This window comes from Pigmentiphaga litoralis (assembly GCF_014651835.1).
GTDB classification, from domain to species: Bacteria; Pseudomonadota; Gammaproteobacteria; order Burkholderiales; family Burkholderiaceae_B; genus Pigmentiphaga; species Pigmentiphaga litoralis.
Genome location: NZ_BMXQ01000002.1, coordinates 219899 through 233501 on the forward strand (window position 1 = coordinate 219899; position 13603 = coordinate 233501).

13 protein-coding genes are annotated in these 13603 nt (G+C 65.4%); 8 read left to right on the plus strand and 5 right to left on the minus strand.

The window, feature by feature from the left end; translation table 11 throughout:
- Positions 1–19: 19 nt before the first annotated feature.
- Positions 20–937, plus strand: coding sequence for a LysR family transcriptional regulator (locus IE116_RS19530; protein WP_229828554.1), 918 nt, complete (start codon positions 20–22; stop codon positions 935–937).
- Positions 938–998: 61 nt separating this feature from the next.
- Here the strand turns inward: IE116_RS19530 and fghA are convergent, their stop codons facing one another.
- Positions 999–1847, minus strand: coding sequence for an S-formylglutathione hydrolase (gene fghA, locus IE116_RS19535; RefSeq protein ID WP_189614941.1), 849 nt, complete (start codon positions 1845–1847; stop codon positions 999–1001).
- Positions 1848–1864: 17 nt separating this feature from the next.
- Positions 1865–2971: an S-(hydroxymethyl)glutathione dehydrogenase/class III alcohol dehydrogenase gene (locus IE116_RS19540; protein ID WP_179589014.1), complete on the minus strand. Its 1107-nt coding sequence runs from the start codon at positions 2969–2971 to the stop codon at positions 1865–1867.
- A gap of 164 nt (positions 2972–3135) precedes the next feature.
- Here IE116_RS19540 and IE116_RS19545 point away from each other — a divergent pair, with 164 nt between their 5' ends.
- The 5 genes from IE116_RS19545 (at position 3136) to IE116_RS19565 (ending at position 7616) form a co-directional block, all read left to right on the plus strand.
- The gene (locus IE116_RS19545; protein WP_189614942.1) at positions 3136–4722 is read left to right on the plus strand and encodes a methyl-accepting chemotaxis protein; all 1587 of its coding nucleotides are present in this window, start codon (positions 3136–3138) and stop codon (positions 4720–4722) included.
- A 224-nt stretch (positions 4723–4946) separates the two neighbouring features.
- The gene (dacB, locus tag IE116_RS19550; RefSeq protein ID WP_373303064.1) at positions 4947–6398 is read left to right on the plus strand and encodes a D-alanyl-D-alanine carboxypeptidase/D-alanyl-D-alanine endopeptidase; all 1452 of its coding nucleotides are present in this window, start codon (positions 4947–4949) and stop codon (positions 6396–6398) included.
- Between the two features lie 125 nt (positions 6399–6523).
- Complete coding sequence (locus IE116_RS19555; RefSeq protein ID WP_179589017.1) at positions 6524–6832, plus strand: ElaB/YgaM/YqjD family protein; 309 nt, start codon at positions 6524–6526, stop codon at positions 6830–6832.
- 32 nt (positions 6833–6864) lie between these two features.
- Positions 6865–7254, plus strand: coding sequence for a phage holin family protein (locus tag IE116_RS19560; RefSeq protein WP_189614944.1), 390 nt, complete (start codon positions 6865–6867; stop codon positions 7252–7254).
- Positions 7251–7616 (plus strand): hypothetical protein, encoded by a 366-nt coding sequence (locus IE116_RS19565; RefSeq protein ID WP_189614945.1) that lies wholly within the window; start codon positions 7251–7253, stop codon positions 7614–7616. Before IE116_RS19560 ends, IE116_RS19565 begins: the two co-directional genes overlap by 4 nt.
- A gap of 64 nt (positions 7617–7680) precedes the next feature.
- On the opposite strand, the gene IE116_RS19570 is transcribed toward IE116_RS19565, so the two are convergent.
- On the minus strand, positions 7681–7977 hold the full coding sequence (locus IE116_RS19570; protein ID WP_268249249.1) for a peptidylprolyl isomerase: 297 nt from the start codon (positions 7975–7977) through the stop codon (positions 7681–7683).
- A gap of 66 nt (positions 7978–8043) precedes the next feature.
- Entirely contained in the window at positions 8044–9609 is a 1566-nt protein-coding gene (locus IE116_RS19575) for a UbiD family decarboxylase (protein WP_189614946.1), read from the minus strand.
- 687 nt (positions 9610–10296) lie between these two features.
- Here IE116_RS19575 and IE116_RS19580 point away from each other — a divergent pair.
- Complete coding sequence (locus tag IE116_RS19580; RefSeq protein ID WP_189614947.1) at positions 10297–11154, plus strand: transglycosylase SLT domain-containing protein; 858 nt, start codon at positions 10297–10299, stop codon at positions 11152–11154.
- Positions 11155–11308: 154 nt separating this feature from the next.
- Here IE116_RS19580 and IE116_RS19585 read toward each other — a convergent pair whose 3' ends face one another.
- The gene (locus IE116_RS19585) at positions 11309–12472 is read right to left on the minus strand and encodes a pyridoxal phosphate-dependent aminotransferase (protein WP_189614948.1); all 1164 of its coding nucleotides are present in this window, start codon (positions 12470–12472) and stop codon (positions 11309–11311) included.
- A 69-nt stretch (positions 12473–12541) separates the two neighbouring features.
- Here IE116_RS19585 and IE116_RS19590 point away from each other — a divergent pair, with 69 nt between their 5' ends.
- Positions 12542–13558: an FAD-binding oxidoreductase gene (locus tag IE116_RS19590; RefSeq protein WP_189614949.1), complete on the plus strand. Its 1017-nt coding sequence runs from the start codon at positions 12542–12544 to the stop codon at positions 13556–13558.
- The last annotated feature ends 45 nt before the right edge of the window (positions 13559–13603 follow it).

Below are 13603 nucleotides of genomic sequence, written 5' to 3' on the forward strand. Positions count from 1 at the left end.
TTGTTTCCCGGAGCGAACAGTGAGCCCATTGGACCAACTTGGCGCCATGGCGGTCTTTGCCCGCATTGTCGAGACCCTGAGCTACACCCAGGCCGCCGCGTCGCTCGGCGTAGCCAAGTCGTCGGTCAGCAAAGACATTGCGCGGCTTGAAGCGTCGCTGGGCGTCGTGCTGCTTCGGCGCACCACCCGCAAGATCGACGTGACCGAGATCGGGCGCGCCTACTACGCCTATTGCGCGCGCGTGCTGGCCGAACAGAAGGGGGCCAACCAGTTCCTGCGGCAGACGACCGAAGAGCCCGTCGGCAACCTGCGGGTGACCGCGCCCGTCACCTTCGGCAACCGCGCCGTCATGCCAGCGTTGTGCCGATTCGTCGAACGCAACGCCCTGGTGCAGTCCGACCTGGAACTGACCGATCGCACCGTGGACCCGCAAGAAGCCGACCTCGACGTGGTCGTCGTCATCAGCCGCGACCCGCCCGACAACGCCCAGTCCCGCATGCTCATGCCGATTGAATGGGGCCTGTATGCGACCCCCGACTATCTATCGCAGCACCCGCCCGTGCGCGTGCCCGACGACCTGCGCCGGCACGGCTTCCTGTCCTTTCGCGGCCCCGCCCATTCGCCCGCCCTGATGCTGCGCAAGGGCAAACGCGACGTCGAATTGCAGGTGCGCCATCTGCTGCGCGTCAACAACAGCACCGCCGTCATGCGCGGCACCACGTCCGGCCTCGGCGTCGGCTACCTGCCGCAATACGTTGCCAACGAAGCCGTGCACGCCGGCACGCTCGCGCGCCTGCTGCCCGACTGGTCGTCCGAAACCCGCATCGCCTACGCCACGTATCTTGAAAGCCGCTACCTGCTGCCGCGCGTGCGGCTGTTCATCGATACCTTGGTCGAGTATTGCCAGGAGCATGGCCGCGCGCTGCGGGGGACGTGATCACGCGGGCAAGAAAAAGCGCCCGGTACAGGGCGCTTTGTTGTCTTGCGGTAGGCCGCGATCAGGACGCGCGCAGATTCCGCGCATGAAACGCCAGGTGATCCTTCATGAAGGTCGAGATGAAGTAGTACCCGTGATCGTACCCTTCATGCCGCCGCAGGGTCAGCGCCTGCCCGGCCTGCTGGCAGGCCGCTTCGAACGCTTCCGGATACAGCTGCTTTTCCAGGAATTGGTCGGCCAGGCCCTGGTCCACCAGGATTCCCTGCGGAAACGGTGATTGCATCGTCGCCATTAGGGCACTGGCGTCATACCTCGCCCAGGCGGCGCGATCCTGGCCCAGGTAGTTGCCCAGGGCCTTTTCGCCCCACGGGCACTGGCTGGGCGCCGCGATCGGCGCAAAGGCCGATACCGACTTGAAGCGGCCAGGGTTGCGCAGCGCCAGCACCAGCGCGCCGTGCCCACCCATCGAATGGCCGAAGATGCCTGCGCGGTCCGCATCGCCGGGCAATTCCGATGTGACGAGGCCGAACAGTTCCTGCGTCACGTAGCTGTCCATCCGGTAGTGGGTCGACCAGGGCGCCTGCGTGGCGTCGACATAAAAGCCGGCGCCTACGCCAAAGTCCCAGCTGTCCGCTTCGCCCGGTACGCCGGCGCCGCGCGGGCTGGTGTCGGGCGCGACCAGCATGATGCCGTGCTCGGCCGCGAATTGCTGCGCGCCGCCTTTGGTCATGAAGGTTTCTTCGGTGCAGGTCAGGCCGGCCAGGTAAAACAGCACCGGCACCTTGCCTGCCTCGGCGCCTTCGGGCAGGAACACCGAGAACTTCATCGGCAGGCCGATCGTGGTCGACGCGTGCCGATAGAAGCGCTGGCGTCCGCCAAAGCAGCGGTGTTCGCTCAGGAGTTCAAGCATGCCTGGCTCCCCGGGAATCAATACAGCACCACGGACCGGATGGACTCGCCGCTTTTCATCAGGTCGAACCCTTCGTTGATGCGCTCGAGCGGCAGGGTGTGGGTGATCAGGTCATCGATGTTCAGCTTGCCGTCCATGTACCAGTCGACGATGGTCGGCACGTCGGTGCGGCCGCGCGCGCCGCCGAAGGCCGAGCCTTTCCATTCGCGGCCGGTCACCAGCTGGAACGGACGCGTGGCGATTTCTTCGCCGGCCGCGGCCACGCCAATGATGAAGGACTGACCCCAGCCCTTGTGGCAGCATTCCAGCGCCTGGCGCATCGTCTTGACGTTGCCGATGCATTCGAAGCTGTAGTCGGCGCCGCCGTCGGTCAGTTGCACGATCGCGTCGACCACATTCTCGACCTTGGACGGGTTGATGAAGTCGGTCATGCCGAACTTGCGGGCCATGGCTTCGCGTTCAGGATTCAGGTCGATGCCGATGATCTTGTTGGCGCCCACCATCTTGGCGCCCTGGATCACGTTCAGGCCGATGCCGCCCAGGCCGAACACGACCACGTTGGCGCCGGCCTCGACCTTGGCGCTGAACACCACGGCGCCCACGCCGGTGGTCACGCCGCAGCCGATGTAGCAGGCCTTGTCGAACGGGGCGTCTTCACGGATCTTGGCCAGCGCGATCTCGGGGACCACGATGTAGTTCGAGAAGGTCGAGGTGCCCATGTAATGGAAGATCGGCTTGCCATCGAGCGAAAAGCGCGACGTGGCGTCGGGCATCAGGCCGCGGCCCTGCGTGCTGCGAATGGCCTGGCACAGGTTGGTTTTGCGCGAAAGGCAAAACTTGCACTGACGGCATTCGGGTGTGTAGAGCGGAATGACGTGATCGTCTTTTTTGACGGACGTGACGCCCGGGCCGGTTTCGAGCACGATGCCGGCGCCTTCATGGCCAAGAATCGACGGAAAGATGCCTTCCGGATCCGCGCCCGACAGCGTGTAGTAGTCGGTGTGGCAGATGCCGGTGGCCTTGATTTCGACCAGTACCTCGCCCGCACGGGGCCCTTCAAGGTCGACTTCTTCGATGGTCAGAGGGGATCCGGCTTTCCATGCGATGGCGGCTTTGGTCTTCATGCTGAGGCTCCTGGTCGTGGGGGGTGCGCAAGGTCAATCCGCAAGTTTAGAGCATGCCACCCCGGCCACCGATGCCCACAACGGCATGTCAACAAATAAGGCTCAACTTCGTGAGAATCCTGCCGTCAACGTGAGGATCGCCTTCCAGTAGACCTTTTTCCATCATGCGCAACAATCAGCCGGTTACCGAGGTCGAGCACTTTGTCGATACCCATCGTCCCGTCGTGACGACCACCGACCTGACCGGGCGTATCACCTATGCCAACCCGGCTTTCCTTGAAGTGAGCGGATTCACGCGCGAAGAGCTGCTGGGGGAGCATCACAACATCGTTCGCCATCCCGACATGCCGTCCGAAGCCTTCGCCGACATGTGGACCACCCTGAAGCGCGGGCAACCGTGGCGCGGCATGGTCAAGAACCGCAGCAAGGACGGCGGCTTCTATTGGGTAGAGGCCTACGCGACGCCCCTGCATGACAACGGCAAGCTGGTCGGCTACATGTCGGTCCGCAATGCCGCGGAACGGTCCGAAGTGACGCGCGCGGCGCAGTTGTACGCCGCGATCAAGCGTGGCGCGGCCCGCTTTCCCGTCACGCCGCGCCGCCGCTGGTGGCATGACCCGACGCCCTGGGGCGCTGCGGTGGCCGCGGCCACCCTCGGCCTGTTCGTTGGCATGCACCAGGCGCCGCATTGGGGGTGGCTGGCGGCCGAGGCCGCGTTGCTGGCGGCAGGCGTCATGCTGTGGCGCCGCCGGGTCAGCGGCCCGATCCGCCGTGCCGACCAGGCACTGGATGCGATCGGCCAGGGCGTGCTGTCGGTCGGCATCCAGGGCAAACATCAGTTCGACCTGCTGGGCCTGCCCATGCGGATCGAGTCCACCCGCATCCACTTGCGATCGACGCTGTGCGACGTGCTGCAGGTGGCGGGCGCGGTGGAAGGCGGCGCGGATCGCGTCAGCCGCGAGATCGCGGCCATCAGCAGCGTGGTCGATGAACAGCGCGATCGCATCACGCGCATCGCCGCCGCCGTCGAACAAATGAGCGTGGCCATTGCCGAAGCGTCGCAGCACACGGCCACGGCCCTGTCCTTGTCGGAATCGGCGCTGGGCGAAGTCGACACCGCCGAAGGCAAGATCGGCGATTCCGTGCGCGGCACGCATTCGGTGGCCGATGCGGTGGGCCGCACCAATCAGCAAATCGGGTCCTTGCACGCCCTGGTCTCGACGATCTCCGGCGTCACCCAGGCCATCAGCGAGATCGCCAGCCAGACGCGCCTGTTGTCCTTGAATGCCGCGATCGAAGCCGCGCGCGCCGGCGAAAACGGCCGCGGTTTCGGGGTGGTGGCCGAAGAAGTGCGAACCTTGTCGGACCGCACGGCGGGCAGCACCGACGACATCGGCCATGCGCTGGAAGCCATCACGCGCTTTGCGACGGACACGTCGCGATCCATGGAAGAGGCCGTGGCCTCGGTCAAGAACAGCGGCGAACAGATCCGCGAAAGCGCGGGCTTTTTCGAGCGCGTGCGTCAGTCGTCGTCGCTGGTGGTCGAACGGTCGCGCGACATTTCCGACATGCTGCAGCAGCAATCGGCCGCGTCGCAGGAAGTCGCGACCAGCATGGAAGGCATTTCGGGCGAAGTTGAACGCACCGCCGCGTCCGTGTCGTCCTTGTCGACGGCCACCGATACCCTGCGCGGATCGGTACAGGACATGCGGCAGTTGCTGGTGCGCTATGAAGAATCGCTGACAGCCTGAGCACCAGCGGGTTGTCAGCCGCTCCCGGTATGCTCTGGGTTGGCATAGCGATGCGATAGCGGGAGAGGTTTGTGGAGAAGGGCGGTTGGGGGATCATGGGTATCGGAACGGGGGACGGCTGCGTCCGGACGCGGCAGGAAGGGGCCAGTGAAGGGGTCAGTGAACACGCCGTTGAACGGATCGGTGGACGCGCCAGACCGCAGCGCCATGCCGGCGTCGATGCCGTGAACACCCGTCGGCCGGTCCAGGAAGTCATCACCCGCCTTCTTGCCGCAGCCGCCGCGGCAACGGCTTTTGCCCTCTCCGCCACGGTCTTCGCGCAGTCGCTTCCCCCGGAATTGACCGGCGCCTGGGCCGCCACCGGCCTGCCCGAATCGGCGCTGTCGGTCGTGGTCGAAGAGGTCGATGGCCCGCGCCTGATCGGCGTCAATCCGCAGCAGCCGCGCAACCCCGCGTCGGTCATGAAGCTGGTCACCACCTTCAGCGCCCTCGACAGCCTGGGCCCCGCCTATGTGTGGCGCACCCAGCTGCTGGTTCAACCCGGCACGACGCGTCTGCCGGATGGCAGCCTGTCCGGTCCGCTCTATCTGCGCGCCAGCGGCGACCCGGAATTCCATCTTGAAGACCTGTGGAGCCTGCTGCGCGAACTGCGCGTGCGGGGCATCCGCCGCATTCCCGAACTCATCGTCGATCGCACCATCTTCGGTCCGGTCGCAATCGACCCGGGCGCCTTCGACAACGATCCCTCGCGCCCCTACAACGCCAGCCCCGATGCCTGGATGGTCGGGCTGGGCGCGGTGCGCCTGCTGTTCACCCCCGACCGGGATGCGCGCCAGTGGCGGGTGGTCATGGATCCGCCTTTGCCCGGCGTGCGGGTCGACGGCGTTCCCAAGTGGTCGGACGCGGTGTGCCCCGGATCCCCCGTGGTGCAGACCGAACCCTTCATTACGCCAAGCGGCGGCATATCCATGCGCGTGACGGGCACGGCGGCCGGCTCCTGCGGCGAGTTCACGGTCTATCGCCTGGCCTTGACCCAGCCCGCCCATGCCGAGGCCACCTTCAAGCTGCTGTGGCAGGAACAGGGCGGCTCGCTGACCGGCCGCATCCGCCAGGGCCAGGTGCCGCCCGACGCGGTGCTGTTCGCCTCGCATGACTCGCCGCCCCTGGGCGATGTCGTGCGGCGCATCAACAAACTGAGCAACAACGTCATGGCGCGATCGCTGCTGCTGACGTTGGGCGCCAATCATGAACGCGGACCGGCCACGGTCGCCAGCGGCGGCCAGGCGGTCAATGCCATCCTGGCCGCGCGGGGCCTGAACTTTCCGGAACTGGTGCTCGATAACGGATCGGGCCTGTCCCGGGACGGCCGCATTTCGGCAGACAGCCTGAGTCGCCTGCTCGGGTCGGCCTGGAAGTCAGCCGTCATGCCCGAGTTCGTGTCGTCGCTCGCCATCTCGGGCACCGATGGCACCGTGCGCCGCCGGCTGCGCGACCCGTCGGCCCAAGGCATGGCCCATCTGAAGACCGGATCGCTGCGCGATGTGCGGGCGATGGCCGGCTACGTGCTTGCCAACAGCGGCAAGCGCTATCTGGTGGTCAGCGTCGTCAATGACGAGAAGGCGCAGCAGGTCAACGCCTTCAACGACCAGCTGATTGCCTGGATCGCGGCGCGCTGACGGGCCAAGCTGCAAGCTTAGGTTGCAGGTGTTACCCGATGATGCGCCGTGCAGGTATGAGTTCCGGTTGCTGAACGACGCTGCTATGATCAATCGTCAACCACACCGCACAGGAGCAATAACCTATGTCTACAGCCGGAAAAGAAAAGCTCATCACCGATGTGAAAGTGGTGCTGACTGACGCTGAGGATCTGCTGAAGCAGGCCGCAGCCAGCACGGGTGACCGTGCCATCGAACTGCGTGAAAGCGCGCTCGCATCGCTCAAGCGCGCCAAGGAAAAACTGGTCGACGTGCAGGACTCCGTCATGGAGCGCAGCAAGCAGGCTGCCCGCGTCACCGATGACTTCGTGCATGAAAGCCCCTGGCGTGCCATCGGCATCGCCGCCGCGGTCGGCTTCCTGGCTGGCCTGGTCGTCAACAGCGGTCGTCGTTAAGCGTTCCGCGCAAGGTGCCCGGACCTCTCCCATTGGTCGGATCACTCAGGTCGCTCGCCGCTACGTCGGTGGGCATCCTCAAGACGCGCCTTGAACTCGTTGCGATAGAACTCGCCGAGGAAAAGACGCGCCTGATGGGCCTGCTGATCCTGGCGCTGGCCGGTTTGCTGTGTCTGGCGATCGGCCTGCTGATGTTCTCGTTCCTGATCGTCGTGGCCTTCTGGGACACCGATCACCGCCTGTTGTCCATCGTGCTGGTAGGCCTGGTCTACCTGCTGCTGGGGATAGGCATGCTGCTCGCGGTCCGCAAGAAAGCGATCGAAGCACCGATCGCCTTCGAGGAAACGCTGGCAGAACTGGAACGTGACCGTGAGCTGCTCGCGGGTGACGAACCCGACGGCGCGTATCGGAGTCGGCCATGAGCGACCCGCGCTCGCGGCTGACGACCCGCAAGGAACTGTTGCTGGCGCGGGCCTCCATCGAACGGATGGAGTTTGCGGCGCATGTCGGCCGGGTCAAGTCGGCGGCAACCCCGTCGTCCCTGATCCGCCTGGCATTGCCGGCGCGCATGCTCAGCCAGCAGGGTCCTGCGATCGCGCTGAGCCTGTTCCAGAACCTGCGGCGATACCCTATCGTGTCGTCGGCCGTGTCGATGCTGCTGGCGCGCGTTGCGTCGGGCGGTGTCTTCAAGCTGGCAAAACTGGGCGGCGTCGCAGCGGTTGCGATGCAGGCGTACAAGATCTGGCGCGCGGTCAACGGACCGGGCGGCGGGCGGTACTACTGAACGTACGATGCAAGAAAAAAAGGCCCGATCAAGATCGGGCCTTTTTCATTCACAGGCGCGTGGCTTAGCTGCGGCTGGTGACTTCCAGCAGGTGATAGCCGAACTGGGTCTTGACCGGACCTTGAACGACATTGATCGGGGCGCTGAACACGACGGTGTCGAATTCCTTGACCATCTGGCCTGGGCCAAACGAGCCGAGTTCGCCACCGTTGCGGCCCGATGGGCAGCTCGAGTTCTCTTTTGCGATTTGCGCAAAGTCGGCGCCGCCTTCAATGGCGCTTTTCAGTTCTGCGGCCTTGGCTTCAGTCGAAACCAGGATGTGACGGGCGGTGGCTTGGGCCATGAGGGACTCCTTATTGATTGGGAAACGCGAGGTTCGCCCCGCAAGCTTACTGTTTTCCGCAAAGCCGTGCCGTTGGGGGATGTGTCAGGATTTCGCCGCCGGGCCCAGGCCCAGGTCGTCCCACATGGCATCGACGCGCGACTTGATCTCGTCGTTCATCACGATCGGGGTGCCCCATTCACGGGTCGTCTCGCCGGGCCACTTGTTGGTGGCGTCCAGCCCCATCTTGCCGCCCAGGCCTGATACCGGGGATGCAAAGTCCAGGTAATCGATCGGGGTGTTTTCGACCAGCAGCGTGTCGCGCACCGGGTCCATTCGGGTTGTGATCGCCCAGATCACCTCCGCCCAGTCGCGCACGTCGATGTCCTCATCAACCACCACGATGAACTTGGTGTACATGAACTGCCGCAGAATGCTCCAGATGCCGAACATGACGCGCTTGGCGTGACCCGCATACTGCTTGCGGATCGACACCACGGCCATCCGGTAGCTGCAGCCTTCAGGCGGCAGGTAGAAATCCACGATTTCGGGCAGCTGGCGGCGCAGCAGCGGCGTGAAGACCTCGTTCAGCGCCACGCCCAGCACGGCGGGCTCGTCGGGTGGCTTGCCGGTGTAGGTGGAATGGTAGATCGGGTCGCGGCGCATGGTAATGCGCTCCACGGTAAACACCGGGAACCAGTCCTGTTCGTTGTAGTAGCCGGTGTGATCGCCATAGGGGCCTTCCAGCGCCATTTCAAAGCCGGTGGCAGGCGGCGGCGTCACGCCATCGGGCACCACCGGCGCCACGGCGCGCGGATCGGTCGATGGCAGCAGGTAGCCTTCCAGCACGATCTCGGCCGACGCCGGCACGGTCAGGTCATTGCCGATGCACTTGACCGTTTCGGTGCGTCCGCCGCGCAGCAGGCCGGCAAACTGGTATTCCGACAAAGCGTCGGGCACCGGCGTGACCGCGCCCAGGATCGTGGCCGGGTCGGCCCCCAGCGCCACCGATACCGGGAAGGGCTCGCCCGGATGGGCCAGCATGTGGTCGCGAAAGTCCAGCGCACCGCCGCGATGCGACAGCCAGCGCATGATCAGCTTGTTGCGCGCAATGGGCTGCTGCCGGTAGATGCCCAGGTTCTGGCGCTTGCGCTGCGGTCCCTTGGTCACCACCAGGCCCCAGGCCAGCAAGGGCGCCACGTCGCCGGGCCAGCAATGCTGGATGGGCAGGGCGCCCAGGTCCACGTCGGCGCCTTCTATGACCACTTCCTGGCACGGCGCGCTGCGCACGGTGCGCGGCGCCATGTCCCACAGGGCCGACTTGAGCATGGACACCTTGGCCAGCGCGTCCTTGAAGCCGCGCGGCGGCTCCGGCTCGCGCAATGAAGCCAGCAACTCGCCCACGTCCTTCAATGCGCTGACGTCGTCGGCGCCCATGCCCAGCGCCACCCGCTTGGGCGTGCCGAACAGGTTGGCCAACACCGGCATGCTCGCGCGGCCCCGTCCCGGCTGCGTCACGTGTTCGAACAGCAGCGCCGGACCGCCGGCACGCAGCACGCGGTCGGCAATTTCGGTGATTTCAAGGTGAGTGGACACCGGGGTGGTGATCCGCTTGAGTTCGCCCATGGATTCGAGCTGGCGGATGAAGTCTCTGAGATCGCGGTATTTCACTCGTGCAAAGCCTTGGAAAAGAGGGCGGTGCTGCCAGGGTACCAGAGGCGTTCGGCCGCTTCAGCACGAGGCGGAAGGGGCTGCAAAGGGGAGCCGAAACGCTGTCCAGAACCGCGTCGAAAAAGGTCCGGATCAAGGGCAAACCCCCATCCGAAACGACCATAATTTACGGGGTTTTTCTAAGTGTGTTCAAAATCTACGCCATAAATCTTGAGAGTGACCGCTCACTTTTCCCGATATTTCCATATATGGCGGATTCAAATTCGCTTACATCTCCGCAGGGCCGCTAAAACGGCTGAATCGGGGCGCTTTTGTCCGGGGGTTGGTTGACCGGTCAAAGATCGGTTCCTAAAATCGGGCCACTTTCAGCGTACGCCTGATCACGATTTCTGTCCTTCCTACACGTCCCGCAAGCGCGGGTTCCGACAGAGCGATCAGGCTGGTCAAACGGGTCATCGGGTGCCCATCCTACTGGAGTTCCTAGCGGCGCAAACGCGTCCTAGCCCGAAACAGGCACGGCCATCAGGGAGTCTCTGCGACCCCGCGCCGTGCAGGTGTACCGCGATATCGTTCTGATAGCGGTGCGATGTACAGCCAAGCGGGCTGTCAGGTATGTGATGTCATGGCTGGAAGCTCACCTTCCAGGGACGCGCATGGCCTGCCGGCCTCAGCAAGGAGGTAATAAGCATGCCCGACGCGCAACCGCGCACGTCGCTCAAGCTGATGGCAACCAACGCCCACAAAAGCGTTGCCGACCTGTCACGCTCGTTCACTGGTTTTCTCGGCCTTGCCTTACTGGTCGTCATGGGTGCCGTCTGGTCCGTTCCGGATCTGCGGGACAACGTTTTTCAGTGGCACACCGATGCTGTAGCAGCTAGCGTGCCCGCCGCCCCTGTGGACGACGTGATCGTTCCACTGGATGTGCCGCACAGCCGCACCGTCGCGTTCCTGGAATCCATGGGCGACGGTCAATCCGTGCACAAGCTGCCGGCCGTCAAGATGTCTCCGGCTCAGGTCGAATCGCTGCGCCGCTATATCACCGGCAAGTACCGCGTGTCGAACGAAGCGACCCGCATGCTGATTTCCACCGCCTATGGCGTGGGTCAGGAAATGGGTCTGGATCCGCTCTTGCTGCTGGCGATCATCGCCATTGAATCGAGCTTCAATCCGTTCGCCGAAAGCCATGTGGGCGCCCAGGGCCTGATGCAGGTGCTGACCCGGGTGCACCAGGACAAATTCCAGCACTTTGGTGGCGAGCAGGCCGCGTTCAACCCGGTGGCCAACATCCGCGTCGGCGCCATGATCCTGCGTGACTGTATTGCCCGCGGCGGTTCGCTGGTGACCGGTCTGCGCATGTATGTGGGTGTCACGGCCGATGGCGTGAGCCCCTACGGCGAGAAGGTCCTGGCCGAGCGCCGCCGCCTGGCGTCGGCCGCAGGCATGCAGCAGATCGCCCCGCTGGCCAAGCCGGCGCAGTCGGCGTCGAACGAGCCGCAGCGCCCCGCCGCCGGTCAGCAAGTGGTTGCCTCGTCGGCCATGATGTAATTTGTGCATGAGCGGGCACGGCACGGTGTGAAGCCTGCCGGATTCGCGTCATCCAGGTAGTACGAAAAAGCCCCGAGGGTTACCCTCGGGGCTTTTTTCATGGATGCTGCCGGGTGGTGGCCGGCGCTTTCATGCAGGCGCGGCGTGGCGCCCCTCAGACCTTTCCGAGGAAGTCGCCGATACGCGCCATGGCCTCTTCCAGGCGGCTCAGCTCGGTGGCGTACGAAAAGCGCAGGTAGCGATGCGCGTCGGCATCGCCAAAGTCCAGGCCGGGTACGGCGCAGACGCCTGCTTCATTGAGCAAACGCGTCGCAAAATCAAAGCTGTCGGATGCGTGGGCGCTCACATCACTATATATATAGAAGGCGCCGTCCGGACGCACCGGTACGGACAGCCCCAACCGCTCGAACGCGGGCAGCAAAAAGTCGCGCCGCTGCTGGAAAGCGCCGCGCCGCGTTTCGAAGATATCGAGCGATTCCGGCGTGAAGCAGGCCAGCGCCGCGTGCTGCGACAGGGCGGACGGGCAGATCACGACGTTCTGGGCCAGCTTTTCGAACGCGGGCACCAGGTCGGGCGGCACCACCAGCCAGCCCAGCCGCCAGCCCGTCATGTGGAAGTATTTGGAAAAGCTGTTGACCAGGATCACGTCGTCGCCCAGCACGGCTGCCGATCGACGGTCGCCGTCGTAGCTCAGGCCCAGGTAGATTTCGTCGACCAGGGTAAAGCCGTCACGCGCGCGCACTTCGGCGGCGATCTCGGCCAGCACGTCGGGCGCGACCGACGTGCCGGTCGGGTTGCTGGGTGACGCAACGATCACCCCGGCGGTCGAGGGCGTCCAATGCTGCCGTACGTGGTCTGCCGACAGCTGGAAGCGGTCCGCCGGACCCGAAGGAATGAGTCGCGGCGTGCCGCCCGCCGCCGTCACGATGTGCCGGTTGGCCGGGTAGGTCGGATCGGGCATCAGGACGTCCTGCCCAGGTTCGATCAGGGCGGCGCAGGCCAGCATCAACGCGCCGGATGCGCCTGCCGTCACGATGACACGCGCCGGGTCGACCTGCGCGCCGAAACGCGTGGCGTAGAAGCCAGCAATCGCTTCCCGCAGCGCCGGGATGCCCAGCGCTTCGGTGTACTGGCTGCGCCCGCTGCGGGCGGCGGCGTCCAGGGCCTCGACCACGGCGGGAATGGCAGTGAAGTCGGGCTCGCCAATGCTCATGTGGATGATGTCGCGCCCGGCCGCCTGCAGCTGCGCGGCCTGCTTGACGACTTCCATGGCGTAGAACGGGGAAATGCGGGCGATACGGGAGGCGAGACGGGGCATCAGCGAAGTTTACCGGACCTACAATGGCGCATCTTCCTTCATGCCTTTCTGAGGTCACCGCACGCACCCATGAAACCCGGTCGACGCGCCTTCTTCCTTCCCCGGTTCGCCGCGGCCACGCCGTGGGCGAACTTCTGCCAGCGCCTGGCGCGGGCAGCCCAGGGGCGGGTCGACGACGAAACCCCGGCGCCAGGCGCCCCGGGGCGGGCGCGGCTGCGGGTGGCGCGCGACGAAGACGTCTTCCATGCACGTGCGCTGTGCGTCGAACTTGGCGTCATGCTGGTGCTGCCTGGGGCCGAACCGGCCCTGCTGCCGCCGGACCGGCATTGGCTCCTGCTGGACATCGATGGCTTGGACGGGATCGGTCCGCCGGACGTGGCGCAGGGCCGTATCGACGTCGATGTCGGATGTACGTTCGGGGCGCTGCGGCAGGCGCTGGCGGGTACCGGCTGGACCTGGCCACACGGGGACGATGCTGCTACGGTGGCTTCGTGGATCGCCGCGCCTGGCCCCTGGCGGCCGGGGCACTGCCGCGATTCCGGCCTGCGGTGGGCCGACGTCATGCTGGCCGGCGGGGAGTTCGAACGCCTGGGGCCGTTTGGCGCGGACGCGACGCGGCCGCTGCGGTCTGCCGCCAGCAGCCGGCTGATTTCGTCGCTGTTCGAACTGAGCGGCGCAGCGTCCATGCAGACGCTGCTGGCGCAGCCGACGTGGCTGGCCAGATATCGGCTTGATGCGCTGACGCCGCAGGGTGAACGCGGGCCGGGTGAGGGAGGGCAGGGTGATGATGGGCGGGGGGATACCGCGCACGCAGGCGACGCCCTTGCGCCCAATCCCGCGCATCTGCTGCTCGGCAGCCGCGGAACGCTGGCGTGGACCGGCCGCGTCCAACTGCAGTTGCTGCGAGACGCGCCAGCAGCAATCGATGCAATGCCGTCCTTGTCGACGCAGCCGGCCGCGTTGCCAACGCCCGTGCCAGCGCCCGCGGCGGTTCCGCCCGTGCGCCGTCATGTGCTCGATGACATGGACGATATGGTCAAAGGATGTTTCGATCCGTCGGGGCTATTCCCGAGTCAGGTTGTCTGATCCCGGTTTGGAGCGGATAATCCGTGGCTCGCAAACTGTCTACCC

What these genes read in the sequence shown, in the direction of transcription:
- IE116_RS19590 (WP_189614949.1), top strand. Translation starts at nt 12,542, where the DNA reads ATGAAACCCGGTCGACGCGCCTTCTTCCTTCCCCGGTTCGCCGCGGCC.
- fghA (WP_189614941.1), bottom strand. Translation starts at nt 1,847, where the DNA reads ATGCTTGAACTCCTGAGCGAACACCGCTGCTTTGGCGGACGCCAGCGC.
- IE116_RS19555 (WP_179589017.1), top strand. Translation starts at nt 6,524, where the DNA reads ATGTCTACAGCCGGAAAAGAAAAGCTCATCACCGATGTGAAAGTGGTG.
- IE116_RS19565 (WP_189614945.1), top strand. Translation starts at nt 7,251, where the DNA reads ATGAGCGACCCGCGCTCGCGGCTGACGACCCGCAAGGAACTGTTGCTG.
- IE116_RS19545 (WP_189614942.1), top strand. Translation starts at nt 3,136, where the DNA reads ATGCGCAACAATCAGCCGGTTACCGAGGTCGAGCACTTTGTCGATACC.
- IE116_RS19540 (WP_179589014.1), bottom strand. Translation starts at nt 2,971, where the DNA reads ATGAAGACCAAAGCCGCCATCGCATGGAAAGCCGGATCCCCTCTGACC.
- IE116_RS19580 (WP_189614947.1), top strand. Translation starts at nt 10,297, where the DNA reads ATGCCCGACGCGCAACCGCGCACGTCGCTCAAGCTGATGGCAACCAAC.
- IE116_RS19585 (WP_189614948.1), bottom strand. Translation starts at nt 12,472, where the DNA reads ATGCCCCGTCTCGCCTCCCGTATCGCCCGCATTTCCCCGTTCTACGCC.